A 23,617-nucleotide genomic window follows, 5' to 3' on the forward strand; every position below is an offset into this window, starting at 1 on the left:
ATCGCGGATTTCTTCGCATCGGCACCGATCTTGCCGCGCCCGACCTGGCGTTCCAGGTTGCGGTCGATCAGCGACAGGGCCTTGTCCATCGCATCCTGGCTGATGTCGGTCATCACCACGTCGTATCCGGCAAGCGCAAAGACATGCGCGATCCCGTTGCCCATCTGGCCCGCACCGATCACACCAACCGTCTGAATCGTCATGGCCCAACATCCTCGGCGAACCGCCATTCCCCGTCACCCAGGGCCGGGGCGGCGCGGTCATGGGTCAGCCTGCTGCGGCCAAAGCGGATAGGGGTGCGCAGCCCGGAAATGCCTTCGGGTGCGACCTGCAGGCCACGCGCCGCGATCTGGGGTTCGGACAGCGCCTCGGCCACGTCGTTGACCGGGCCGGCGGGCACGCCCACAGCCTCCATCGCGGCGATCAGGTCGGCGCGCGTCCGGCGCAGGGTGGCGGCCGACAGCCTCGGCACCAGCCTGTCCCGATGCGCCACGCGGGCGGGATTGGTGGCAAAGTCGGGATCCGTCGAAAGGTCGGGCAGGTCCAGCACACGGCACAATGCGGCGAATTGCCGGTCATTGCCGCAGGCGATGATCAAGTGCCCGTCGGATGCCGGGAACAATTGGTAGGGCACGATATTGGGATGGGCATTGCCCAGCCGGTGCGGCACCGTCCCGCCCAGCAGGTAATTCGTCGCTTGGTTCGCCAGCACCGCCACTCCGCAATCCAGCAGCGACAGGTCCAGATGCTGACCGCGACCGGACCGTTCCCGTTCCGAAAGCGCCGCCTGAACGGCGATCACGCCGTAAAGCCCGGTGAAGATGTCGATCCAGGCCACGCCGACCTTCTGCGGCTCTCCGTCGGGCGCGCCGGTCAGGTCCATGATCCCCGACATGCCCTGGATCAGGAAGTCGTATCCCGGCTGGGACGCGCGCGGCCCGTCCTGCCCGAAGCCGGTGATCGAGGCATAGACGAGCCCCGGATTGCGCGCCGCCAGCGTGTCATAGTCCAGGCCGAAGCGGCGCAACCCGCCGACCTTGAAATTCTCGACCACCACGTCGGCATCGTCGATCAGCGCGCGCAGCCGGTCCAGGTCGGCCGGGTCGTTGAAGTCGCAGGTGACCGAGGTCTTGCCCCGGTTCGCGGCGTGGAAATAGGCCGCGACCTTTTCAGTGGTGCCATCCGCGCGGGGGCGGTCGATGAAGGGCGGGCCCCAGCGGCGGGTGTCGTCGCCCTCGGGCGCCTCGACCTTGATGACCTCGGCGCCCAGGTCGGCCAGCGTCTGGCCGATCCATGGACCGGCCAGGATGCGGGCCAGTTCGACCACGCGCAGGCCCTTCAGCGGCGCATCAGCCAAAGGCCTGGATCCCGGTCTGCGCGCGGCCCAGGATCAGCGCGTGGACATCATGCGTGCCTTCGTAGGTGTTCACGGTTTCCAGGTTCTGGGCGTGCCGGATGACGTGGTATTCGCTGGAAATGCCGTTGCCGCCATGCATGTCGCGGGCCATGCGCGCGATATCCAGGGCCTTGCCGCAGTTGTTGCGCTTGACGATGGAGATCATCTCGGGCGCGAAGCGGCCTTCGTCGAACAGGCGGCCGACGCGCAGGGACGCCTGCAGGCCAAGCGCGATCTCGGTCTGCATGTCGGCCAGCTTCTTCTGGAACAACTGCGTGGCGGCCAGGGGGCGGTTGAACTGGTGGCGGTCAAGCCCATACTGGCGGGCGCGGAACCAGCAATCCTCGGCCGCCCCCATCGCACCCCAGGAAATGCCATAGCGCGCACGGTTGAGGCAGCCGAAGGGCCCGCCCATGCCCTCGATGTTGGGAAGCAGCGCGTCCTCGCCGACCTCGACGTCGTCCATCACGATCTCTCCGGTGATGGAGGCGCGCAGCGACAGTTTCCCCTCGATCTTGGGCGCAGACAGTCCCTTCATGCCCTTTTCCAGCACGAAGCCGCGCACCTTGCCGCCATGCGCGTCGGATTTCGCCCAGACCACGAAGACATCGGCGATGGGGCTGTTGGAGATCCACATCTTCGCGCCGTTCAGGACATAGCCGCCCTCGGTCTTCTTCGCGCGGGTCTTCATGCCCGCCGGGTCGGACCCGGCATCCGGTTCGGTCAGGCCGAAGCAGCCGATGTATTCGCCGCTGGCGAGTTTCGGCAGGTATCTCTGCTTCTGCTCCTCGCTGCCATAGGCCTCGATCGGGAACATCACCAGCGAACTCTGCACCGAGGCCATGGACCGATAGCCGCTGTCGATCCGCTCGATCTCTCGCGCCACCAGCCCATAGGCCACATAGGAGGCGCCGACCCCGCCATAGGCGTCGTCCACCGTCACGCCCAGCAGCCCCGCCGCGCCCATCTCGCGGAAGATCTCGGGGTCGGTCGTCTCGTTCAGATAGGCGTCGGTGACGCGCGGGGCCAGCCGGTCGGCGGCAAAGGCCGCGGCGCTGTCGCGGATCATCCGTTCCTCTTCGGTCAGTTGCTCGTTCAGAAGAAACGCATCGGCCCAGTCGAACGCCGCGCCTTTGTGGGATTTGGTGGACATCGCAAGCTCCTGCCTTGTTGCGGCAAGGGTATCCAATTGTCAGCCACATCAAAAATGATAAATTTCCATGAGATCATGTATAGGATGAATGATCATGCGGATCAGGCGATACCTGCCGAACCTCAGCCTGCTTCTGGCCTTCGACGGGGTCATGCGGCACGGGTCGGTCACGGCCGCCGCGCAGGAAATGGGCCTGACGCAAAGCACCGTCAGCCGCCTGGTCCAGACGCTGGAGGAGCAGATGGGCCAGCCGCTGTTCTCGCGCCACCGCCGCCGCCTGATCCCGACCGAAGCGGCCACGCGCTATCACGCCGACATCTCGGCCGCGCTTGACCTGATCCAGCGCGGCGGCATGTCGCTGATCGCCAATCCCGAAGGGGGCAGCATCAACCTGGCGGTGCTGCCGACCTTCGGCACCCGCTGGCTGGCCCCGCGCCTGCCGGGCTTCATGACCCGCCATCCGGGGATCATGGTGAACCTGACCACGCGCTTCCAGCCGGTGTCCTTCAGCGACGAACCCTTCGATGCCGCGATCATCTATCACCAGGGCGAAACTGCCCCCGACGACAGCCTGCTTCTGTTCGGCGAAAGCCTGACGGCCTGCGCAAGTTCGACCTTCCTGGCGGCCAATCCGATCACGCAGCCGGGCGACATGGCGGGTCTGGCGCTGCTCTATCTGCAAACCCGGCCCGGTGCCTGGGCCGACTGGTTCCATGGGCAGGGGGCGCAGGCGGTTCCTTCGGGCGGGATGGTGATGGACCAGTTCTCCATGATGATCCAGGCGGCCATATCGGGACTGGGGGTGGCGCTTCTGCCCGACTATCTGGCCCGCCAGGAAATCGCCGAGGGGCATTTGCTGCCTGTCCTGCAACAGGCGGTTCCCGGACGCGGGGCCTATCGGCTGGTCTGGCCCAGGACACGGGCCGAATCGCGCCCGCTGATCCATTTCCGCGACTGGCTGGCAGCCGAGGTCAGTTAGGCGCAGTCAGACCGGATCGCGGTCCAACTCGGCGGCGACGGCCGCATCGCCGGACATGTCGTTTTCCGATCTGCCAAGACCTCTCGCAGCATAAAATGCAGGTGGTCCACGCGCGGGTTGCCGCATCCCCCAGCGGAACCCCCAACCGCCGCATGCGATATCTTCCTCTTGATATTCGGCTGAAAATTTTCCTTTACAAATGACTTAAAGAGATAACAATAAATGAAAGGCAGCCGTGGATCCGGCGTGGAGGAGGCAGGCCCCGAGGGCAAGCCAAGGCCCGATCCGCAGGCGCAGGCAGAGGAGGTCCAGGAATGGAAATGTCGTCGCTGACGGCCCGGCAGCTTTACGAACATGCCAAGGCAAATCCCACACGCCGCCGCTTCGGCTTTGGCAAGAAGCCGATGCTGATCAACATCGACCTGCAACTGGCCTATACCGGCTTGGGAGAGTTCGCGACGGCTTACGAAACCGACCCCAAGCAACTGGACTATGTGAACCAGCTGGCCGATCTGGCCCGCGCCAAGGGCCTTCCGATCACCTGGACCTATGTCGCCTATATGCAGTCGGGCGAGGATTGCGGCGTCTGGGGCACGCGCACCGACACCCCGGATTCGCTGCAGAACATCAAGGTGGGCTCGCGCCGCGCGGAATTCGATCCGCGCCTGAAGATCGACCACGAACGCGACATCGTCATCAACAAGCGCATGGCATCCCCCTTCCATGAAACGAACCTGCAATCGCTGATGGTCTGGCACGGCTGCGACACGGTGGTGCTGACAGGGGGGTCCACCTCGGGCTGCGTGCGGGCCTGCGTGGTGGACGCGATCTCTCGCGGCTATCGGGTCATCGTCCCCGAGGAATGCGTGGCCGACAAGCACGAAAGCCCGCATTTCGCCAATCTCTACGACATCTCGGTCAAGTATGGCGACGTCATTCCGGTGGCCGAGGCGATCGCCTGGTATGAGTCCTATCAGCCCGAGGTGCGCTGAGATGGGCACGGAACCGATGCAGTCGGACCTGGGGCTTTACGATTACCTGCCCTGGCCGGGGCGGCCGAAGATCACCTGGCCCGGCGGCAAGAAGCTGGCCGTCTGGATCGCGCCCAATATCGAGTTCTACGAATACGATCCGCCGAACAACCCGACCCGCACCCCCTGGGGCCGCCCGAACCCCGATGTGCTGCAATATTCCCATCGCGACTATGGCAACCGCGCGGGATGGCAGCGGATGATGGCGGCGATGGACCGGGCTGGCTTTCGCGGATCGGTGTCGCTGAACGTCGCGCTGTGTGATCACCACCCCGAAATCATCCGCGCCTGCGCCGACCGGGGGTGGGAGTTCTTTTCCCACGGCATCTACAACACCCGCTATGTCTATAACATGACCATCGACCAGGAACGCGAGATCATCCGCGACGCCTTCGACACGGTCAGGAAGCACACGGGACAGGAACTGGCAGGATGGCTGTCGCCCGCGCTGTCGAACAACCTGTGGACCATGGACATCCTGGCCGAGGCGGGGATCCAGTACACCTGCGACATGTTCCACGACGACCAGCCGATGCCCGTGAAGGTCAGGTCGGGCAAGCTGATCTCGATGCCCTATTCGCTCGAGATGAACGACGTGATCGTATATAACAGCCAAAAGGTCACGCCGCGCCATTACGGCGAAATCATCCGCCGCCAGTTCGACCAGCTTTACAGGGAATCCGACGAAAGCGGCATGGTCATGTGCATCCCGCTGCACCCCTATCTGGTGGGCCAGCCGCACCGCATCGACGCCTTTGCCGAGGCCATCGACTATATCGCCGGCCATGACGGCGTCTGGCAGGCCACGGGCCGCGAGATCGCCGAGGCTTACCACGCCAGCGGCGCCTATGACGCGATGACCGCCGCCGCAGCCCGGCACGCACAGGGGGACCGCTGATGTCGCTTCCCGAGAATTACCTGGACTATCCCGCCCGCCGCTATGGCATGGACCACGACCGTTACGACTGGTCCGACATGTTCGCGCGCAAGCCGATCGCCTGGCCCGGCGGCGCGCGGGTCGCGCTGTCCATCGTCACCCATGTGCAGCATTTCCCGCTGGACATGCCCGCCAAGCCCTTCAAGGCGCCGGGTGCGCTGTCGATGCCCTATCCCGATTTCCGCTACTTCACCAACCGCGACTATGGCAACCGGATCGGCGTGTTCCGCATCCTGCGGCTGCTGGCGGAAAAGGGGCTGCAAACCAGCTTTGCCGTCAACGGCTGCATCGCCACCCGCTATCCCGCGCTGCTGAAGGCGGTGGTGGAAGGCGGGCACGAGGTCGTGGCCCATGGTCTGGACATGGGCAAGGTCCACCATTCCGGCCTGTCCGTTGATGACGAGGACGCCATCATCGCCGAAACGCTGCGCCTGCTGCGGGGCGCGACTGGCCAGCCGGTCGAGGGCTGGCTGTCGCCGGGCCGGGCGCAAGGCTTCAACACGCCCGAACTGCTGGCCCGCAACGGCATCCGCTGGAACCTGGACTGGGCCAATGACGACCTGCCCTACCCGATGCGGACCACCGAAGGCCCGCTGCTGGCCATGCCGCTGGCCTATGAGACCGACGACCGGGTGGTCGCCAACGAATATTTCCAGTCCGAACCCGAATGGGTCCAGCAGGTCAAGGACCGCTTCGACGTGCTGTATCGCGAAAGCGCCGAATACGGCGGCCGGGTGATGAGCCTGCCGCTGCATTCCTGGGTGTCGGGAATGCCCTATCGCGTCGAATACCTGCGCGAGGTGCTGGACTATATCCTGGGCCATGACGGCGTCTGGACCGCCCCGGTGGGCCAGATCGCCGCCGCGGCCGAAAGCCAGGTCTGACGGGCCTGCATTGACAAGGAACGGATCGCCATGACGCCAGCATCCGACACCACGCCGCGAACCCTGTTCGGCAAGATCTGGGACGCGCATGAAATCCTGCGGCACCCGTCCGGGCAGTCGCTTCTGTATATCGACCGCGACCTGATCCACGAGGGCAGCTTCCACGCCTTCGCCGACCTGAAGCGTCGCAATCTGCGCCCGCGCCGTCCGCAGCAGATCTTCGGCATCGCCGACCATTACGTCCCCACCTTGGGGCGCAGCGCAGACGATGCGGCAAGCCCCGCCATCGCCCGGATGATCCGCACCTTTGACGAGAACATGGAATGGGGGGGCCTGCGCCATTTCGGCATCGCCAGCCGCGAACAGGGCATCGTGCATGTCGTGGCGCCCGAACAGGGCATCACCCTGCCCGGCCTGACCATCGTCTGCTCGGACAGCCACACCTCGACCCAAGGCGCGCTTGGCGCGATCGCCTTCGGGATCGGACAGTCGGAAAACGCCCATGTGCTGGCCACCCAGACCCTGTGGCAGATGCGCCCCAGGACCATGCGCGTGACGGTGAACGGGCGGCTGGGCCAGGGCGTCACCGCCAAGGACGTGATGCTGGCGCTGATCGCGCGGATCGGGGCTGCGGGCGCGGGCGGGCATGCCATCGAATATGCGGGCCAGGTCGTGCGCGACATGTCGATCGAGGCGCGGCTGACCATGTGCAACCTGTCGATCGAGGCCGCCGCCCGCCTGGGCATGGTGGCCCCGGATGAAACGACCTTCCGCTATGTCGCCGGACGCCATTACGCGCCCACAGACCAGGAATGGGATCTGGCGATGGCCCAGTGGCGGGCGCTGCCGACCGACGACGGCGCGACCTTCGACCGCGAGGTGGAACTGGACGGCGGTGCCATCGCCCCCATGGTGACCTGGGGCACAAGCCCCGAGGATGCCGTTCCGATCACCGGCCGCATCCCTGACCCCGCCAGCTTTGCCAGCGCGGAAAAGCGCAAGGCCGCTGCCAAGTCGCTGGAATACATGGATCTTGCGCCAGGCACCGAACTGGACGGTTTGCCCATCGACCGGGTCTTCATCGGATCCTGCACCAACAGCCGGATCGAGGATCTGCGCGCCGCCGCAGCCATCCTCAAGGACCGCAAGGCCGCCATTCCCGCCATCGTCGTGCCCGGATCCACCCAGGTCCGCGAACAGGCCGAGGCCGAGGGCCTGGCCCGCATCTTCCGCGAGGCGGGCTTCGAATGGCGCCAATCGGGCTGTTCCATGTGCGCGGCGATGAACGGCGACGTGGTCGGGCCGGGCGAACGCTGCGCCTCGACCTCGAACCGGAACTTCGTGGGGCGGCAGGGGCCGGGCGCGCGCACGCATCTGGTCAGCCCCGCCATGGCCGCCGCCGCCGCCATCACCGGGCGGCTGACCGATGTCCGCAGGCTGTAAGGAGGATGCGATGAAGGCCTTCACCCGCGAAACCTCGACCGTCGCTTATGTTCCCGGTGTCAACTGCGACACCGACCAGATCATCCCCGGCCGCTTCCTCAAGGCCGACCGGGCCGAGGGTTACGACAAGTTCCTGTTCCACGACATCCGCCGCGACGCGGCCGGCAACCTCGACCCCGGCTTTCCGCTGAACCGTCCCGACGCAGAGAGGGCCAGGATCCTGCTGGTCGAGGACAACTTCGGCTGCGGGTCGTCCCGCGAAGGCGCGGTCTATGCCCTGGCCGATGCGGGGATCCGTGCGCTGCTGGCGCCCAGCTTCGGCGACATCTTCTTCAACAACGCGCTGAAGAACGGCATCGTCCCAGTCCGCCTGCCCGTGCCTGTCTGCGAAGCCCTGGCGGACCACCTGGCCGCCGACCCGCAAGCCACCGTCACCGTGGACCTGGAAGCCGCGCAGGTGATCCTGCCCGGCGATCTTGGCACCCACCCGATCACCATCGACGCCTTTGCCCGCGACTGCCTTCTTCAGGGCCTGGACGAGATCGAGATGACCTTCACCTACATGGACCGGATCGCGGCTTTCGAGGCCGAAAGGATGGCCCGGAACCCTTGGCTGGGGCGCTGACCACGCCCGGCCCACGCCTTTACCCAGTCACACAACATAACAAGCAGGGAGACGACAATGACATTCACACTCAATCGCCGCGGCTTGCTGAAGGCCTCGGGCGCGGCCGCCCTTGTCAGCGGGCTGTCCATGCCCTCGATCCTGCGGGCGCAGGGCCAGACCGTAAAGATCGGCGTGCTGGAGCCGCTGACCGGCAACCTGGCCTATAACGGCACGCAATGCGCGGCGGGCGCGAAATTCGCGGCCGACGCGATCAACGCCGCAGGCGGCATCAAGAGCATGGGCGGCGCGCAGATCGAACTGGTCGTCGTCGATGCCCAAAGCCGCCCCGAAATCGCGGCCTCCGCCGTGGACACCCTGGCCGAGGCGGGCGTGGTGGCCTTCACCGGCGCAAGCGCATCGGCCCTGGGGCTTGCCTCGTCGCAGGCGGCGGCGAAATACGACCTGGCGCAGGTGTTCTCCATCGGCACCGCCGAGACGATCGTGGAACGCGGCCTGCCCAACGTCTTCCGCTTCACCCCCGGCGTGAACAAATGCACCAGCGTCGCGCTTGAAAACCTCAAGCAGTTGAACGCGGCCGCTGGCAATCCCGTCAAGACCGCCGCCATCGTCCACGAGGACGGCCCCTTCGGGTCGAACATGGCCAAGATCATGGCCGAGCAGCTTCCCCAGCAGGGCATCGAGGTGGTCGAGACGATTTCCCATCCCACGCCGCATCGCGACTTCAACAACATCGCGCTGCGGGTCAAGGCGTCGGGGGCGAATATCCTGATCCCGTCGAACTATCTGAACGAATACACGCTCATGGCCCGCGCCCTGCGCCAGCAACGGGCGGAACTGATGGCGATCTATTCGATCCTGGGCGGGGCCGCCTCCAACATCAAGTTCGTGCGCGAAAACAACGACGTGGCGCAGTATGTCATGGACTGCAACCACTGGTACGACCCCAACAAGCCGGAATCCAAGGCGCTTGCCGCAAGCGTGGCCCAGGCCGGTCTGGACCTGACCTATGACGTGATGGTGTCCTATGCCACGATCCAGGTCATTGCCGACGCGCTGGAACGCGGCGCCTCGACCGATCGCAAGGCGATGATCGAGACGCTGGCGGCCTCGACCTACGACGGCTCGATCATGCCATACGGCCCGACCAAGTTCGTCAATGGCGACAACGTCAACTCGCAGCCGGTGAATACCCAGATCCGGGGCGAGGAGATCGAGTTGGTCTTCCCCGAAGAATACGCCACCGCCGAGCCGGTCTTCCCGGTCCCGCAAGAAGGCTGATCCGACCAGGCCCCCGCCGGCAGGCGGGGGCCACCGGCCGACCCCTGACAAGCGAGTGTCCATGTCCAGCCTGATCCTGCCCGCCGTGCTCAGCGGCCTGACGATGGGGGCCATCTATGCGCTTGTCGCGCTTGGCCTGACCCTGATCTATGGCGTTTTGCACATCATCAACTTCGCCCATGGCAGCCTGCTGATGCTGGCGCTGTATGCGGCCTATTTCCTGTTCGTCCACATGGGCCTGGATCCCTATCTGGCGATCCCGATCCTTCTGCCGGTGTTCTTCTGCCTGGGCTATGTCCTGCAACGCTGGGTGATCGCCCCGATGAGCGGCGGGTCGGAACAGAACGTCCTGCTGGTGACGCTGGCGCTTGCGCTGATCATCGACAACCTGGCGCTTTACTTCTGGACGTCGAACACGCGCAGCGTGGACATCCCCTATGCCTATAACACCGTGGAATTCCTGGGCGCCTATCTGCCGCTGGGCCGGGTGATCGCGTTCTTCGCGGCCCTTGCCGCCGCGCCCCTGCTGTGGCTGTTCATGACCCGCACCCGGACCGGATCGGCCATCCGCGCCGTCGCCATCGAGAAGCGCGGGGCCGAGATCGTGGGCATTGACGTGAACCACACCTATGCCATCTGCTTCGGCATCGGCACGGCCTGCGTGGCGCTTGCCGCCTGCCTGCTGCTGCCGACCTTCTATGTCACGCCGCAGGTGGGTTACACCTTCGTGCTGGTGGCCTTTACCACGGTCGTCCTGGGCGGCATGGGCAGCCTGCCCGGCGCGCTGATCGCGGGGCTGCTGCTGGGGGTGATCGAATCCCTTTGCGGGCTGTTCCTGGGCGAAAGCCTGGGCCAGATCGGCATCTTCACCGCCTTCATCCTGATCCTGCTGTTCAAGCCATCGGGTCTTCTGGGCCGGAGGGCCGCGTGATGAAACCGCAATCCATGGGACAGGCGGTCCTGATCGCCCTGGCGCTGATCTATCTGGCCAGCCTTTACTTCATGTCCTCGCCCGTCTGGATGGGCTTCACCATCAACGCGCTGATCGTGGCGGTCGTGGCGCTTGCCTGGAACATCACCGGCGGCTTCGGGGGCATGGCGTCCTTCGGCCATGCCGCGATGTATGGGACCGGCGCCTATGCCTCGGCCATCCTGCAGGTGCAGTATGGCATCAACGCCTGGATCGCGTTTGCGGCCGGGATCGTGGCGGGTGCGGCCATGGGCGCCTTCATCGGCGCGCTCGCCTTCCGCTATGGCTTGAAGGGGTCGTATTTCGCGCTTGTCACGCTGGCCTTTGCCGAGGTGCTGCGGATCTGCGCGTCGTCATTCGCCATCACCGGCGGCGGCAGCGGCCTGCAACTGCGGCTTGATCCAGGCCTATCGACGTTGCAGTTCAACGACCGCACCGTGGTCTATACGATCCTGCTGGTGATCGTGGCCCTGGTCATGGCGCTGACCGCCTGGCTGAAATACTCGCGCTTCGGCGCCTATCTGATCGCCGTGCGCGAAAACGAGGATGCGGCCCGCGCCCTTGGCATCGACACCTATCGCATCAAGGTCAAGGCCATGGCCATTTCCGGCGCCTTCGCGGGTCTGGCGGGGGTGCTTTACCTCCAGGTCTGGCTGTTCATCGACAGCGCCGTCGTCTATGGCAGCGCCGTCTCGATCGAGGCGCTGATCGGCCCGATCATCGGCGGCGCGGGCACCGTCTGGGGGCCGCTGATCGGCACGCTGGGCCTGCACCTGCTGGGCGAGGGCGCGAAACACCTGCTGCACAACGCGCCGGGCCTGAACTTCGTGCTTTACGCGGTGGTCCTGATCTGCGCGCTGCGCTTCCTGCCGCAGGGCCTGATGGGGCTTGCCGGTCGCATCGGCACCTTCCGCAAGAAGGAGGACGACAATGCTTGAGGTCCGCAACCTGTCGAAAAGCTTCGGCGGCCTGAAGGCGGTCAGCGACGCATCCCTGGACGTGCCCGAAGGCGGCATCGTCGGCCTGCTGGGTCCGAACGGCGCGGGCAAGACCACCTGCTTCACCATGATCGCGGGCTTCACCAAGCCCAACGAAGGCACGGTGCGCTTCATGGGCCAGGACATCACCGGCCTGCCCCCGCACCGCATCTGCGCCATGGGCATGATCCGCACCTTCCAGATCGTGCAGCCTTTCGCGGGCCTGACGGTCCAGGAAAACATCGCCGTCGGCGCATACCTGCACCACCACGATCGGGCCGAGGCCATGGCCGTCGCCAGACAGGTCGGCAAGCGGCTGGGCATGGGGGCGATGCTGGACCGCCCGGCCTCGTCGCTGACCATCGCCGGTCGCAAGCGGCTGGAATTGGCCCGCGCGCTTGCCACCGGCGCGAAACTGCTGCTGCTGGACGAGGTGATGGCCGGCCTGATCCCGTCAGAAGTGTCGGAAATCGTCGGCATCATCCGCCAGATCCGCGACGAGGGGCATACCTTCCTGATGATCGAACATGTGATGCAGGCTGTGATGAGCCTGGCCGAGACCGCCTATGTGCTGAACCACGGCAAGATGATCGCCCATGGCACGCCCAGGGAACTGGTCCAGGATCCCGGCGTGGTCGAGGCCTATCTGGGCCACGGCGCCGCCGCCCGCCTGCAGGAGGGGAACCATGCTTGAGATTTCCGGCATCCGCGCGGGCTATGGCTCCATGGCCGTGCTGCAGGGCATCGACATGCGCGTCGAGGCGGGCGAGATCGTGGCCCTGCTGGGGTCGAACGGTGTGGGCAAGACCACGCTGAACAACGTCATCTCGGGCTTCATCCGCCCCAGTGCGGGCGAGGTCCGGTTCGAGGGCGCGAAGATCACCGGCATGAAGCCGCGCGACATCGTGGCGCTTGGCATCGCCCAGGTTCCCGAAGGGCGCAAGATCTTCCCCAACCTGTCGGTCGCGGAAAACCTGGAACTCGGCGCCTTTCGCCGCGCCACCGCCAACCGCAAGCAGAACTTCGACCGCATCTGCACGATCTTCCCGCGCCTGCGCGAACGGCTGGACCAGCTTGCGGGCACGCTGTCGGGGGGCGAACAGCAGATGCTGGCGATCGGGCGCGGCATGATGTCCGAACCCAAGCTGCTGATCCTGGACGAACCGTCCCTGGGCCTGTCGCCCCTGATGGTCGAGGAGATGTTCGGCCTGATCGGGCGCATCAACGCCGAGGGCTGCGCCGTGCTGCTGGTGGAACAGAACGTGATGCAGTCGCTGAACGTCGCAAGCCGGGCCTATGTGATCGAACAGGGCCATCTGGTGATGCAGGGGGGCGCCGCCGGGATGCTGGCCGACCCGCAGCTGCGCCAGGCCTATCTGGGTCTTTGACGGCCCGCCCGCCGGGCGCGCGTCGTCCGGCGGCACAACAGACGCAAACGGAGAACGAAGAAATGTCGCTGACACGCACGCGCCGCCTGCGCCAGGCCTTGGCAGGCGAACGGGCCCTCATGGCCCCAGGGGTGGTGGACGCCATGTATGCCCGCCTTGTCGCCGAGGCAGGCTTCGAGGCCATGTACATGACCGGAGCCGGCACTTCGGCCACGCGGCTGGGCTATCCCGACGTGGGCCTTCTGACCATGACCGAGATGGTGGACAACGCCACCCGCATCGCCGACGCTTCCGACCTGCCGCTGATCGCGGATGCCGACAACGGCTTCGGCGGGCCGCTGAACGTCCGGCGGGCGATCCAGCTTTACGAACGCGGCGGCGTGGCGGCGGTCCACCTTGAGGATCAGGTGCTGCCCAAGCGCTGCGGCCACCTGTCGGGCAAGCAGCTGATCAGCGCGGAAGACATGGTCGCCAAGGTCAAGGCCGCCGTGGACGCGCGCGTGGACCCCGATTTCGTGGTCATCGCCCGCACCGACGCCCTGGCGCTGCATGGGCGCAACGCCGCCTTCGACCGGGCCGAGATGTATCGCGAGGCGGGGGCCGACGTGATCTTCATCGAAAGCCCCCTGCCCGACGACCTGCCCCACATCGCGCCGCGCTTTCCGGGCATCCCCCTTTTGTACAACATGGCGACGTCCGGCAAGACGCCGTTCCTGACGCGCTCGGAAATCGAGGCCTTGGGCTTCAAGCTGATCATCTATCCCAACTGGCTGCTGCTGTCAGCCTGCGAGGCCGCGCGCAAGACGCTCGAGGTGCTGAAGCGAGAGGAAACCATCGCCTCGGTCGCCCCCCATGTGATGAGCTTCAAGCAATTCTTCGACACCGCCCGCATGGCCGAGGTCCAAGAACTGGAAGCCCGCTATGGCACGCCGGAAAACAGCCGCACCGATTACTGACCATAAGGATTACCCAGATGGCCGTTCTCTCCGCCGATGGCGTGGATTTCGACTTCGAGATGCCGGTCGTGGTCGTCGGCGCGGGCGCCTGCGGCCTTGTCGCGGCGCTTGCCGCCCATGACGCGGGTCAGGAGGTGATGATCCTGGAACGCGACGACAGCCCGCAAGGCTCGACCTCGCTGTCCGCCGGGCTGATCCCGGCGGCAGGCACAAGGCTGCAGCGCGAGGCCGGGATCGACGACGACCCGGACCTGTTCGCCGCCGACATCGTGGCCAAGACCCACGGCCGCACGCCGCAGGACATGGCGCTGCTGGCGGCGCGGACCTCGGGGCCGATGATCGACTGGCTGATGGACAACCATGGCGTGGGCTTCCGGCTGGTGACGGGCTTTCTTTATCCCGGCCATTCGCGGATGCGGATGCACGGGCCGGACAGCCGCACCGGGGCCGATCTGGAACAGGCGCTGCTGTCGGCGGTGTCGCGGGCAGGCATCGACCTGCTGACGGGTGCATCGGTCGAGGATCTGTTCGTGGATGGGACAGGCCGCGTCACCGGCGTCCGCTTCCGCCGCCCCGACGGCGCCTTGGAAACGCTGGGCTGCAAGGCCCTGGTCCTGGCCTGCTGCGGCTTTGCGGGCGACGCCGAGATGGTGCGCCGCCATATCCCGGAAATTGCCGATGCAGAATGCTGCGGGCACCTGTCGAACACCGGCGATGCGGTGAAATGGGGCGCGGAATTGGGCGCGCAATTGGCCGACATGGGCGCATACCAAGGCCACGGATCGGTCGCCCATCCGCACGGCCTGCCGCTGACCTGGGCGGTCGTCACGCAGGGCGGCATCCTGGTCAACACGGACGGTCGCCGCTTTTCGAACGAGATGCGCGGCTATTCCGAACACGGGGCCGAGGTCGCGGCGCAGCCCGGCCATGTCGCCTGGGACATCTTCGACGCCCGCTGCGAGAAAGCCGCGCTGGATTTCCACGACTATCGCGAGATCCGCAAGCTGGGCGCGGTGAAGTCCGCCGACACGGTCGAGGATCTGGCCGCCGCGACCGGCCTGCCGCTGGATGCGCTGCAGGCGGAACTCGACGGAATCTCCGCCGCAGCAGCCAACGGCACGCCCGACCGGCTGGGCCGCAGCTTCGCGCCCGACCACGTGCTGGCCCCGCCCTATCGCGCGGTCAAGGTGAACGGCGCGCTGTTCCACACCCAGGGCGGTCTGGTCATCGACCACGACGCGCGGGTGCTGCGGACCGACGGCACGCCGCTGCCGAACCTGACGGCGGGGGGCGGCGCGGCGCGCGGCCTGTCCGGCGATTCCAACTATGGCTACCTGTCCGGCAACGGGCTGCTGTCGGCCACGGCCTTCGGGCGCCTGGCCGGCATCACCGCCGCGCGCATCGCGGCAGGGGGCTGACGCGAATGGAGAAGACGATGAAGAACGTCCTGGTGATCGTCCCCTTCCCGATGGGCGACGAGGATCTGGCCCGGCGGCAGGCGCAGATGGGCGCCGTGGACCTGGGTCCAGGGATCGAGTTCCAGTATCGCCCGGTGCGCGTCGGGCCAAGGAACTATTCCAGCCAGCACGACATGGCGCTTGCCGATTTCTCGATCCTGGATGCTGGGCTTGACGCGCAGGTGCAGGGGTTCGATGCCGTCTGCATCGACACCATGTCGGACAGTGGCATGGCGATGCTGCGGTCGGTTCTGGACATCCCGGTCATCGCGCCGGGGCGGCATTCGATGCTGATCGCGCAGATGTTGGGCGAGAAATTCTCGATCCTGATGATGTGGGACCGCTGGAAGATGCTCTACACCAAGACCCTGGGCGAGTTGGGGATGGAGCATAAATGCGCCTCGATGCGGTCCATCGGCGTGACGCCCGACAACAAGGCGCTGCTGTCGGGAAAAGAGGATCAGGTCTTTCCCCTGCTGCTGGATGCCGCGCGCAGATGCATCGACGAGGACGGCGCGCAGGTGCTGATCCTGGGATCCACCACGATGCACGAGGCGCATGACTGGCTGGCAAGCCGCCTGGACGTGCCGGTCATCAATCCCGGCCCGCTGACCTACAAGCTGGCCTCGGTCGCGCTGGATCTGGGGCTGACCCATTCCAAGGCCACCTGGCCCGCGCCGCTGGCCCCGAAACACGACATGATCCGCGCCATCGGCACCGCCGGGGCCGCCTTCCTGGAGGATCGCGCATGACCCGCATCCTTGTCATCGTCCCCTTCGCCCTGGATGCCGAGGGCATCCGCAACCGAGAGGCGCAGTCGGGTTACGTCCCCCTGCCCGCCGACTGGGAACTGACCTATCGCCCTGTGACCTGCGGACCGACCTCGTTCATGTCGCCGCATGACTGGGGCCTGATGGACATGGCGATCTTCGAGGCGGGCTGCACCGCCCAGGACGAAGGCTTCGACGCGGTCTGCATCGACACCATGTCCGACAGCGGCATGGTCATGCTGCGGTCGGTCCTCGACATCCCGGTGATCGGCGCGGGCAAGGCGTCCATGCTGTATGCGCTGACCCTGGGCGGGCGGTTCTCGGTCCTGGCGCAATGGGAACCGGCCCTGCCGCGCTATCGCAAGGCGATCCGCGAATACGGCTTCGACCGGCAATGCGCATCCGTCCGCAGCTTCGACCAGCCGCCCGATTTCGCGAACCTCTTGGGCGGGAAAGAGGATCAGGTCTTCCCCCGGATGCGCGACGTGGCCATGCGCTGCATCGAGGAGGACGGGGCCGAGGTGATCTGCCTGGGATCGACCACGATGCACCAGGCAGGCAAATACCTGGCCGCGAACCTGCCGGTTCCCGTGGTGAACCCCGGTCCCCTGACCTACAAGCTGGTCGAGACCTTCCTGGCCCTTGGCCTGCGCCATGGCCGCGCCGCATACCCTGGGCCGGTCGAACCGCGCCTGGACATGCTGCGGGCGATGATGAAGGCGGGCGCGCAGGCCGAAGCCCAGGCAAAGGGCTGATATGACGGACGCCGCGCGCATCCTGTCGCTTGCCGCCGCGCGCAGCGACTTCGGCGCCCTGCCTGTCGAGGAGCAGGCGGTCTGGCGCGACTTCATCCTCGACACCATGGCCGTCATGGCAGCCGGGGCCGCGCATCCCTCGATCGGCGACGCGCGCCGCGCCTTGGTGGCGGCCGGCGGCGCCGGGCCGGCCTCCGTCATGGGCTTCACGCAGGGTGCATCCGCAGGAACCGCCGCCCTTGCCAACGGCATGGCGATGACGGTCTTGCAGCTTCAGGACGGCCACCGCCGCGCACGCGGTCATCCGATGAGCCATGTCCTGCCTGCCGCCCTTGCCGTGGCCGAGGAAACGGGTGCCACGACCGGCGAGTTCCTGAACGCCGTCGTGGCAGGCTACGAGGTTTCGGCCCGCATCGGCGCGGCGCTTGGCGGGATGCAGCCGCTGCTACACGACACGGGCACCTTCGGCTGCATCGGCGCGGCTGTCGCCGCCGCGTTCATTCTGGGACGAGGCCTTGAACATCCGGCACGCGCCCAGCTGATCGAAGCGGCCATCGGCAATGCCGCCGCCGTGGCGTTGTTTCCTTTTCGCGACACCTGCATGGAAGGCGCGGGGGTGCATCACCTGTTCGTTGGCCTTGGTGCGCAGAACGGCATCACCGCCGCCCGCACAGCGCTTGCCGGTCTGTCGCCGTCGCCCGCGACCCTGGAACGCTTCTTCGGGCCGCGCGCCGGGGAAGGGTTCGACCCTGCCCTGCTGACCCAAGGCATCGGCGCGGACGGTCGCTGGTCGCGGTCCGAGATCCTGTCGGCTTATCTGAAATGGCATCCGGTCTGCGCCCATCTGGGACCGATGCTCGACTGCATCGAGGCGCTGCGCGATACGCCCGAGGGGATCGACCCCGACCGGATCGCAGCCGTCACGATCGAAGTCTATTCCACGGCGCTGCAATACGATTCCCCCGACCCCCGGACCGATCTTGCCGCGCGGTTCAGCTTTCGCCATGCGGCGGCATTGTCGCTGTGCCTCGGCCCGCTGCACCATGACGGCTTTTCGCCGGACCGCCTGCGCCGCCCCGAGGTTCAAGCCATGGCGGCGCGTGTCCGGCTGGTCGCGGATCCCCGGCTGGATGCGCTTTATCCCGAAAACCGCCCGGCCCGCGTCACGCTTGACCTGACCGACGGCAGCCAGGCCCAAGCCGAGGTGATGGCCCCAAAGGGTGACAGTTCCCGTCCCCTGTCCCGGTCCGAGGTGCGGACCAAAGCCGCCGCATTGATGCGGGCGGCTTGGGCCGGGGACGAGCCGTTCCACCAGACCTGTCACCTGCTGGACGAGACCGGCCCCGATCTTGCGCAGCAGCTTGGCCGCGTGCTGCGCCAAGGCTTCGCGCCTCAGCCCGGCTGAGAGCCGTCCAGCAGGAAATCCCGTCCCTGTTCGCGCTTCAGCGAGACGCGGTATTCATAGCGGTCGGCGCAATACAGGATCTCGGCGGCATAGAAGGGCACCATCCGGTCGTTGAAGAAGAAGCGGTTGACGCGCATCAGCGGCGCGCCGATCGGCACCTGCAAAAGCCCGGCCGCGTATTCGTCGGCCAGCGTCGCGGTCAGCACCTGTTCCACCTGTTCGACCACGGCACCCTCGCGCTGCACCAGGTCGATCATGTTGGTCGTGGCCAGATCCTGCCGGGTCAGCCCGGCCCCCACATCGGGCAGAAGATAGGCCATCGACAGCGAATAGGGCCGCTTGTCCAGTTCACGCACCCGGACCGACCGGACCAGTTCGGTGGTGGGGGCGATCCCCATCTGCGCGCAGATCCGGGGCGGCGCCTCGCCCCGATCCAGGCTGATGACCTTCAGCCGCGTGCTTTGGCCCACGGTGTTGAGATAGCTGAACAGCCCGTTGATGTTGGACACGACCGCCCGGTTCAGGGCCGATTTCTGCGCCCGGTCGGTGACAAAGGTGCCGCGCCCGCGCATCCGGGTGATCAGCCCTTCGGCCGACAGCATCTCCATCGCCTTGCGGATGGTGATCCGGCTGACGCCGAAGCTGTCCGACAGTTCCGCCTCGCTGGGAACGGGCACGTCGTCGGGATAATAACCGTTCACGATCCGCTCTCTCATCACCGCATAGACCCGGTGGTAAAGCGGCGTGGGGGAATTCGTCCTGGTCATGTCGGCATCACCTTGCTGGGGTCGGGGATTGCAGGCTGTTCCGGCAAGCCATTTTCCCGTTCTTATGTCGAAAGCACCGGCGGGTCAGGGCCGTTTTTCCCGCAAGGCCCGCTGGACCGCTATCAATCCCGCGTCGCGCAGGGCCTCCAGCGTGGCGATGTCGCGGCCCCCGGCCTCGGCCGCGATGCCTTCGACCAGCTGGGCGCAGGTTGCCGCGTCCAGTCGGGGCTGCCCCAGATCCTGCCAGCGTCTTTCCTGGCTGGGACCCAGATGGGACAGGTAATGCCCGATGCCCCCTGCCCCGCCGCCCAGGTGATAGGCCATGTGCGCCCCCACCACCGACCACCGAAGGCCGGGACCATGAACAAGGGCCGCGTCGATCTGGTCCACGTCGGCGATGCCCTCCGCCACCATGTTCACCGCCTCTCGCCACAGGGCCGAGGACAGGCGGTTGGCGATATGGCCCACGGCCTCGCGCCGCAGAAAGACCGGGTGGCGGCCCAGGCTGCGATAAAAGACGGCGGCCGCCTGGACGCGCGCGGCGTCGGGGCCGAACAGTTCGACCAGGGGCATCAGGTGGGGCGGGTTGAAGGGATGGGCGGTGATCAGCCGCGACGGGTCGGCCATGTCGGCCGAAAGCTCTGACCAGACCAGCGAGGACGTGCTGGAGGCGATGGTGACGCCCGCCGGGGCCGCAGCCTCGATGAGGGCATAGATCGCCCGCTTCAGGGGAACCTTTTCCGGCACGTTTTCCTGGACCCAGGCCGCGCCCTGGGCCGCATCCTCAAGGCTGTCCGCAAGATGCAGGCGGCCCGGCGCAGGAAGACCCGACGCCAGTTCCGCAACCTGCCCGATAAGGCCCGCGATCGCCCCGGGGATGGCCTTGCGGGACGCCGCGTCATGCTCGAACAAGGCGACGTCATGTCCCCAGGCCATGAACAGCGCCGTCCAGCTGGTCCCGATCAGCCCGCCGCCGATTACCGCGATCCTGTCGCCCTTCGCCACCGATCCTGCCGTTCGCATGCGTCCGCCCCCCGACGAGTCCTTATGCCAAAAGGCAAGGCTCAATGATTTAAGATCATACTATTATGATAATCAAGCCACCCCATTGCCCTTGTCCCTGCAACCATGCTGCTGGATCGCGGCAACAATCCGCGCGGCCTGCCCCCGCGTGAAGCGGAACCTGCGGCATGGCAGACGGATTTAGGCAGGCGACGCGGGCAGATCCCCTGACCACAGCGACGATCAGAGGTGCAGATGTCCGATCCCCTTCCTCCCTGCGTCGAGGCGCTGACCCTTTTGCGCGCGATCGGCCCGGCTGACCGCATCCTGCATGTGGCCCGCGACGAACGGACGGCCGAGGGCCTGGCCGCCTTCCTGGCCGCTGCTCTGCCGGACCGCCGGGTGCTGTTCCTGCCGCCATGGGATTGCCTGCCCTTCGACGGGGCCTCGCCGACGCCCGACGCCATGGGCCGCCGCATGGCCGTCCTGCATCGGCTGCAGGATCCGCAACCCGGCGACATCGTGGTGGCCCCCCTGTCCGTCTTGCTGCAACGCCTGCCGCCGCCCGAAGCGCTGCGCAGCCTTTGCATCCGGCCCGGCAATCGGCTGGACACGGCCGCCCTGGACGCCTTTGCCCGGGACGCCGGTTACGTCACCGACGACCGCATCGACGAACCCGGCGAGATCGCCCTGCGCGGCGCCACGATCGAGGTCTTTGCCGGCGGCGATGCCCTGCCCTGCCGGATCGAGCTGTCGGACGGTGTCGTGACGGCGCTGCGCTGCTTCGATCCCGTGACCCAGCGGTCCACCGGCGACATCGACAGGCTGGACATCGTGCCGGTGACGGAACTGCCCCCTGCCGATGATCCGTGGGAACGCGGCGCCGAACATCGCCTGCCCAGGGCGTGGCCCTCCCTGGCGACATTGCCCGACCACATGCCGGACGCGCGCATCCTGGCGCTTCCGGCGACCCTGGCCCTGGCGGAACGGCGGCTTGCGCGGCTAGGGGAAGCGCGCGCCGAGGCCGAGGCCGATGGCGCCCATCCCCTGCCGGCCGACGCCCTGTATCTGGGACCGGCGGAATGGGCGGATCTGGCGTCGCGGATCGAGGCGCCGTCGCCGGGCGAGTGGAGCCCAGTGCCCTCATTCGCCGCCGCCGCCCGTCCGCGATCCCGGCTGGCGCAGTTTCTGGACAGCGACGCGGTGGCGGGACGGCGGGTGGTCTTTGTCGCTGGCTCTGATCGGGAAGCGGCGCGCATCACCCGCATGGCGACGCAGGCAGGCGGACAGCCCCCCGTCCCCGTCGCCGGCTGGGCCGAGGCCTTGCACCATCACCGGGCGGTTCTTCTGGCCGATCTGGCGGAAGGGGCGGTTTCGGAAGACGTGGCCGTCATCACCGCCCAGGATCTGCTGGGCAGCCGCGCCCGGTCGGGCGGCCGGATGGTCGCCTTGCAGGCCTTGCCTTCGGCCGGGCTGGACCTGGGGGATATCGTCGTCCACGAAGACCACGGCCTTGCGCGGCTTGAAGGGCTGGAACCCCTGGACCCCGACAACCCGGGCAGCGAGGCCATCCGCCTGACCTTCGCCCGCGACGAACGGCTGATGGTGCCGACCCATGACGCGGGCCGGATCTGGCGCTATGGCAGCGCCGATGCCGGGGTCAAGCCGGACCGGCTGCGCGGGACGGCCTGGGCGAAGCGGCGCGATGCCACGGCCGAGGCCCTGGCAAGGCTTGCCGATCATCTTGTGGCGCTTGCCCGGGCGCGCGACGCGGCAAAGGCGCCGGAACTGGTGCCCCCTGCCCGCGATTATGAACGGTTCATCGCCCGCTTTCCCTTCCAGCCCACCCCCGACCAGGCGGCGGCGGTGCGCGCGGTGCTGTCCGACATGGCCTCGGGTCGGCCGATGGACCGGCTGGTGATCGGCGACGTGGGCTTCGGCAAGACCGAGATCGCCCTGCGCGCGGCAGCGGCGGCGGCGCTGAGTGGGCGTCAGGTGGCGATCTGCGCCCCCACCACCGTCCTGGCGCGGCAGCATTACGACACCTTCCGCCGCCGCTTCGCCCCCTTCGGGATCACCGTGGGCCACCTGTCCCGGCTGGTCACCGGAAAGCCCGCCGCCGCCCTGCGCGCGGGGCTTGCCGACGGGTCCATCCGCATCGCCGTCGGAACCCATGCGCTGCTGGGCAAGAACGTCAGCTTCGCCGATCTTGGCCTTCTGGTGATCGACGAGGAACAGCGCTTCGGCGCGGCACACAAGGAAAAGCTGCGCGAACTGGGCCAGGGCCTGCACGTCCTGTCGATGAGCGCGACCCCCATCCCGCGCACCCTGCAGACCGCCATGGTGGGCCTGCAGGATCTCAGCGTCCTTCACACGCCGCCCGCCCGTCGCCGCCCGATCCGCATGCTTCTGGCCGATGACGGGGACACGACCCTGCGCCAGGCCTTGCTGCGCGAACACCGCCGCGGCGGCCAGAGCTTTGTCGTCGTTCCCCGGATCGAGGATATCGCGCCGGTGGCCGAACGCCTGGAACGCCTGCTTCCCCGTCTGCGGCTGCGCGTGGCCCATGGCAGCCTTTCGGCGAAAGCGATCGACGAGGTGATGGTGGGCTTCGCCGCGGGCGAAGGCGATGTCCTGCTGGCGACCGGGATCATCGAAAGCGGATTGGACGTGGCCCGCGCCAACACCATGGTGATCCTGCGCCCCGCGCTGTTCGGCCTGGCGCAGTTGCACCAGTTGCGCGGCCGGGTCGGGCGTGGCCCGGTGCAGGCCTATTGCCACCTTCTGACCGGCGAAGGCGAGGATCTGTCCGAGGATGCGCGAAAGCGCCTGGGAACGCTGCAGGCCATGGACCGCCTGGGCGCGGGCATGGCCATCAGCGCCGCCGACCTCGACCGGCGGGGCGCGGGCGATCTGCTGGGGGACCGGCAGGCGGGCCATGTCCAGCGGATCGGCCTTGGCCTTTACCAGCACATGCTGGCCCAAGCCCTGCGTCGCGCCAAGGGAGAGGCCGAGGTTCCCCCGCCCCCGCAGGTGCCGGGCGAACCCGGTCATATCCCTGCCGACTATGTCCCGGAACCGGAAAACCGCCTCGACTTGTATCACCGGATCGCCCGCGCCGCCGACGCGGACGAGGTGGCCCGCCTGGCCGAGGAGATCGCCGACCGCTTCGGCCCCCCGCCCGAGCCGGTGGAGACGCTGCTGCGCGCGGCCGGGATGCGCGCCCTTGGGGCCGTGCTGGGGGTCGAAACGCTCAGCCTTGGTCCCGAAGGGGTTTCGCTGTGTTTCCGCGAAGGCGTCAGCATGGATGACCGCGCGCCGCTGGCTTGCGGGCTGGAAGGGCTGGCGGTCGAGGACCGGCGCCTGACCCTGCACCATCCCGGTCCCGAGGATCGGCTGGACGTCGCAAGCGACCTGCTGGAACGCTTGGCCTGACGGGCG

22 protein-coding genes are annotated in these 23,617 nt (G+C 67.1%); 17 read left to right on the plus strand and 5 right to left on the minus strand.

Translation table 11 applies throughout. From position 1 onward, the window contains the following. The 3 genes from CK944_RS16010 to CK944_RS16020 form a co-directional block, all read right to left on the minus strand. Window positions 1-203: 3-hydroxyacyl-CoA dehydrogenase NAD-binding domain-containing protein (locus CK944_RS16010; protein WP_239986104.1), on the minus strand; the 203-nt coding region annotated here is incomplete at its 3' end. Further along, window positions 200-1,357, minus strand: a complete 1,158-nt coding sequence (locus tag CK944_RS16015; protein ID WP_103174080.1) for a CaiB/BaiF CoA-transferase family protein — start codon at window positions 1,355-1,357, stop codon at window positions 200-202. The genes CK944_RS16015 and CK944_RS16010, both read right to left, overlap by 4 nt. Continuing rightward, a complete protein-coding gene (locus CK944_RS16020; protein WP_103174081.1) occupies window positions 1,350-2,549 on the minus strand; it encodes an acyl-CoA dehydrogenase in 1,200 nt (399 codons plus the stop codon). The genes CK944_RS16015 and CK944_RS16020 overlap by 8 nt, the downstream gene beginning before the upstream one ends. 94 nt (window positions 2,550-2,643) lie before the next feature. On the opposite strand from CK944_RS16020, the gene CK944_RS16025 reads away from it, so the two are divergent. From CK944_RS16025 to CK944_RS16100, 16 genes are all read left to right on the plus strand, one after another. After that, window positions 2,644-3,528 carry a LysR family transcriptional regulator gene (locus CK944_RS16025; protein WP_103174112.1) on the plus strand — a complete coding sequence of 295 codons (885 nt, stop codon included), beginning with the start codon at window positions 2,644-2,646 and terminating at the stop codon, window positions 3,526-3,528. A gap of 314 nt (window positions 3,529-3,842) precedes the next feature. Next, entirely contained in the window at window positions 3,843-4,520 is a 678-nt protein-coding gene (locus CK944_RS16030) for an isochorismatase family protein (RefSeq protein WP_103174082.1), read from the plus strand. 1 nt (window position 4,521) lies between these two features. Next, window positions 4,522-5,457 carry a polysaccharide deacetylase family protein gene (locus CK944_RS16035; RefSeq protein ID WP_205049067.1) on the plus strand — a complete coding sequence of 312 codons (936 nt, stop codon included), beginning with the start codon at window positions 4,522-4,524 and terminating at the stop codon, window positions 5,455-5,457. Then, window positions 5,457-6,380, plus strand: a complete 924-nt coding sequence (locus CK944_RS16040) for a polysaccharide deacetylase family protein (RefSeq protein WP_103174083.1) — start codon at window positions 5,457-5,459, stop codon at window positions 6,378-6,380. The genes CK944_RS16035 and CK944_RS16040 overlap by 1 nt, the downstream gene beginning before the upstream one ends. Before the next feature lie 30 nt (window positions 6,381-6,410). After that, window positions 6,411-7,823, plus strand: coding sequence for a 3-isopropylmalate dehydratase large subunit (gene leuC / locus CK944_RS16045; protein ID WP_103174084.1), 1,413 nt, complete (start codon window positions 6,411-6,413; stop codon window positions 7,821-7,823). A gap of 10 nt (window positions 7,824-7,833) precedes the next feature. After that, window positions 7,834-8,448: a 3-isopropylmalate dehydratase small subunit gene (leuD, locus tag CK944_RS16050; protein ID WP_103174085.1), complete on the plus strand. Its 615-nt coding sequence runs from the start codon at window positions 7,834-7,836 to the stop codon at window positions 8,446-8,448. A gap of 57 nt (window positions 8,449-8,505) precedes the next feature. Continuing rightward, window positions 8,506-9,729, plus strand: coding sequence for an ABC transporter substrate-binding protein (locus tag CK944_RS16055; RefSeq protein WP_103174086.1), 1,224 nt, complete (start codon window positions 8,506-8,508; stop codon window positions 9,727-9,729). 61 nt (window positions 9,730-9,790) lie between these two features. After that, entirely contained in the window at window positions 9,791-10,660 is an 870-nt protein-coding gene (locus CK944_RS16060) for a branched-chain amino acid ABC transporter permease (RefSeq protein WP_205049068.1), read from the plus strand. Next, window positions 10,660-11,637: a branched-chain amino acid ABC transporter permease gene (locus CK944_RS16065; protein WP_103174088.1), complete on the plus strand. Its 978-nt coding sequence runs from the start codon at window positions 10,660-10,662 to the stop codon at window positions 11,635-11,637. Before CK944_RS16060 ends, CK944_RS16065 begins: the two co-directional genes overlap by 1 nt. Then, window positions 11,630-12,370 (plus strand): ABC transporter ATP-binding protein, encoded by a 741-nt coding sequence (locus CK944_RS16070; protein ID WP_103174089.1) that lies wholly within the window; start codon window positions 11,630-11,632, stop codon window positions 12,368-12,370. The genes CK944_RS16065 and CK944_RS16070 overlap by 8 nt, the downstream gene beginning before the upstream one ends. Continuing rightward, the gene (locus tag CK944_RS16075) at window positions 12,363-13,064 is read left to right on the plus strand and encodes an ABC transporter ATP-binding protein (protein ID WP_103174090.1); all 702 of its coding nucleotides are present in this window, start codon (window positions 12,363-12,365) and stop codon (window positions 13,062-13,064) included. The genes CK944_RS16070 and CK944_RS16075 overlap by 8 nt, the downstream gene beginning before the upstream one ends. 62 nt (window positions 13,065-13,126) lie before the next feature. Next, a complete protein-coding gene (locus CK944_RS16080; protein WP_103174091.1) occupies window positions 13,127-14,020 on the plus strand; it encodes an oxaloacetate decarboxylase in 894 nt (297 codons plus the stop codon). A 17-nt stretch (window positions 14,021-14,037) separates the two neighbouring features. After that, window positions 14,038-15,438: an FAD-dependent oxidoreductase gene (locus CK944_RS16085; RefSeq protein WP_103174092.1), complete on the plus strand. Its 1,401-nt coding sequence runs from the start codon at window positions 14,038-14,040 to the stop codon at window positions 15,436-15,438. Between the two features lie 17 nt (window positions 15,439-15,455). After that, window positions 15,456-16,229: an aspartate/glutamate racemase family protein gene (locus tag CK944_RS16090; protein ID WP_103174114.1), complete on the plus strand. Its 774-nt coding sequence runs from the start codon at window positions 15,456-15,458 to the stop codon at window positions 16,227-16,229. Next, on the plus strand, window positions 16,226-17,002 hold the full coding sequence (locus CK944_RS16095; protein WP_103174093.1) for an aspartate/glutamate racemase family protein: 777 nt from the start codon (window positions 16,226-16,228) through the stop codon (window positions 17,000-17,002). Before CK944_RS16090 ends, CK944_RS16095 begins: the two co-directional genes overlap by 4 nt. 1 nt (window position 17,003) lies before the next feature. After that, window positions 17,004-18,407, plus strand: a complete 1,404-nt coding sequence (locus CK944_RS16100) for an MmgE/PrpD family protein (RefSeq protein ID WP_103174094.1) — start codon at window positions 17,004-17,006, stop codon at window positions 18,405-18,407. Here CK944_RS16100 and CK944_RS16105 read toward each other — a convergent pair. Further along, entirely contained in the window at window positions 18,395-19,174 is a 780-nt protein-coding gene (locus CK944_RS16105; protein ID WP_103174095.1) for a GntR family transcriptional regulator, read from the minus strand. The two genes, CK944_RS16100 and CK944_RS16105, sit on opposite strands and share 13 nt — an antisense overlap. Window positions 19,175-19,258: 84 nt before the next feature. Next, window positions 19,259-20,197 carry a 3-hydroxyacyl-CoA dehydrogenase NAD-binding domain-containing protein gene (locus CK944_RS16110; RefSeq protein ID WP_103174096.1) on the minus strand — a complete coding sequence of 313 codons (939 nt, stop codon included), beginning with the start codon at window positions 20,195-20,197 and terminating at the stop codon, window positions 19,259-19,261. A gap of 234 nt (window positions 20,198-20,431) precedes the next feature. On the opposite strand from CK944_RS16110, the gene CK944_RS16115 reads away from it, so the two are divergent. Next, window positions 20,432-23,611, plus strand: coding sequence for a DEAD/DEAH box helicase (locus tag CK944_RS16115; protein ID WP_103174097.1), 3,180 nt, complete (start codon window positions 20,432-20,434; stop codon window positions 23,609-23,611). Window positions 23,612-23,617: the final 6 nt, after the last annotated feature.

Source organism: Paracoccus sp. SY, assembly GCF_002901215.1.
Lineage (GTDB): Bacteria > Pseudomonadota > Alphaproteobacteria > Rhodobacterales > Rhodobacteraceae > Paracoccus > Paracoccus acridae.

Bases quoted from the DNA above. Each gene is read 5' to 3' on its own strand.
- CK944_RS16020 (WP_103174081.1), bottom strand. From the start codon at position 2,549: ATGTCCACCAAATCCCACAAAGGCGCGGCGTTCGACTGGGCCGATGCG.
- CK944_RS16025 (WP_103174112.1), top strand. From the start codon at position 2,644: ATGCGGATCAGGCGATACCTGCCGAACCTCAGCCTGCTTCTGGCCTTC.
- CK944_RS16030 (WP_103174082.1), top strand. From the start codon at position 3,843: ATGGAAATGTCGTCGCTGACGGCCCGGCAGCTTTACGAACATGCCAAG.
- CK944_RS16035 (WP_205049067.1), top strand. From the start codon at position 4,522: ATGGGCACGGAACCGATGCAGTCGGACCTGGGGCTTTACGATTACCTG.
- CK944_RS16040 (WP_103174083.1), top strand. From the start codon at position 5,457: ATGTCGCTTCCCGAGAATTACCTGGACTATCCCGCCCGCCGCTATGGC.
- leuC (WP_103174084.1), top strand. From the start codon at position 6,411: ATGACGCCAGCATCCGACACCACGCCGCGAACCCTGTTCGGCAAGATC.
- leuD (WP_103174085.1), top strand. From the start codon at position 7,834: ATGAAGGCCTTCACCCGCGAAACCTCGACCGTCGCTTATGTTCCCGGT.
- CK944_RS16055 (WP_103174086.1), top strand. From the start codon at position 8,506: ATGACATTCACACTCAATCGCCGCGGCTTGCTGAAGGCCTCGGGCGCG.
- CK944_RS16060 (WP_205049068.1), top strand. From the start codon at position 9,791: ATGTCCAGCCTGATCCTGCCCGCCGTGCTCAGCGGCCTGACGATGGGG.
- CK944_RS16065 (WP_103174088.1), top strand. From the start codon at position 10,660: ATGAAACCGCAATCCATGGGACAGGCGGTCCTGATCGCCCTGGCGCTG.
- CK944_RS16070 (WP_103174089.1), top strand. From the start codon at position 11,630: ATGCTTGAGGTCCGCAACCTGTCGAAAAGCTTCGGCGGCCTGAAGGCG.
- CK944_RS16075 (WP_103174090.1), top strand. From the start codon at position 12,363: ATGCTTGAGATTTCCGGCATCCGCGCGGGCTATGGCTCCATGGCCGTG.
- CK944_RS16080 (WP_103174091.1), top strand. From the start codon at position 13,127: ATGTCGCTGACACGCACGCGCCGCCTGCGCCAGGCCTTGGCAGGCGAA.
- CK944_RS16085 (WP_103174092.1), top strand. From the start codon at position 14,038: ATGGCCGTTCTCTCCGCCGATGGCGTGGATTTCGACTTCGAGATGCCG.
- CK944_RS16090 (WP_103174114.1), top strand. From the start codon at position 15,456: ATGAAGAACGTCCTGGTGATCGTCCCCTTCCCGATGGGCGACGAGGAT.
- CK944_RS16095 (WP_103174093.1), top strand. From the start codon at position 16,226: ATGACCCGCATCCTTGTCATCGTCCCCTTCGCCCTGGATGCCGAGGGC.
- CK944_RS16100 (WP_103174094.1), top strand. From the start codon at position 17,004: ATGACGGACGCCGCGCGCATCCTGTCGCTTGCCGCCGCGCGCAGCGAC.
- CK944_RS16105 (WP_103174095.1), bottom strand. From the start codon at position 19,174: ATGACCAGGACGAATTCCCCCACGCCGCTTTACCACCGGGTCTATGCG.
- CK944_RS16110 (WP_103174096.1), bottom strand. From the start codon at position 20,197: ATGCGAACGGCAGGATCGGTGGCGAAGGGCGACAGGATCGCGGTAATC.
- CK944_RS16115 (WP_103174097.1), top strand. From the start codon at position 20,432: ATGTCCGATCCCCTTCCTCCCTGCGTCGAGGCGCTGACCCTTTTGCGC.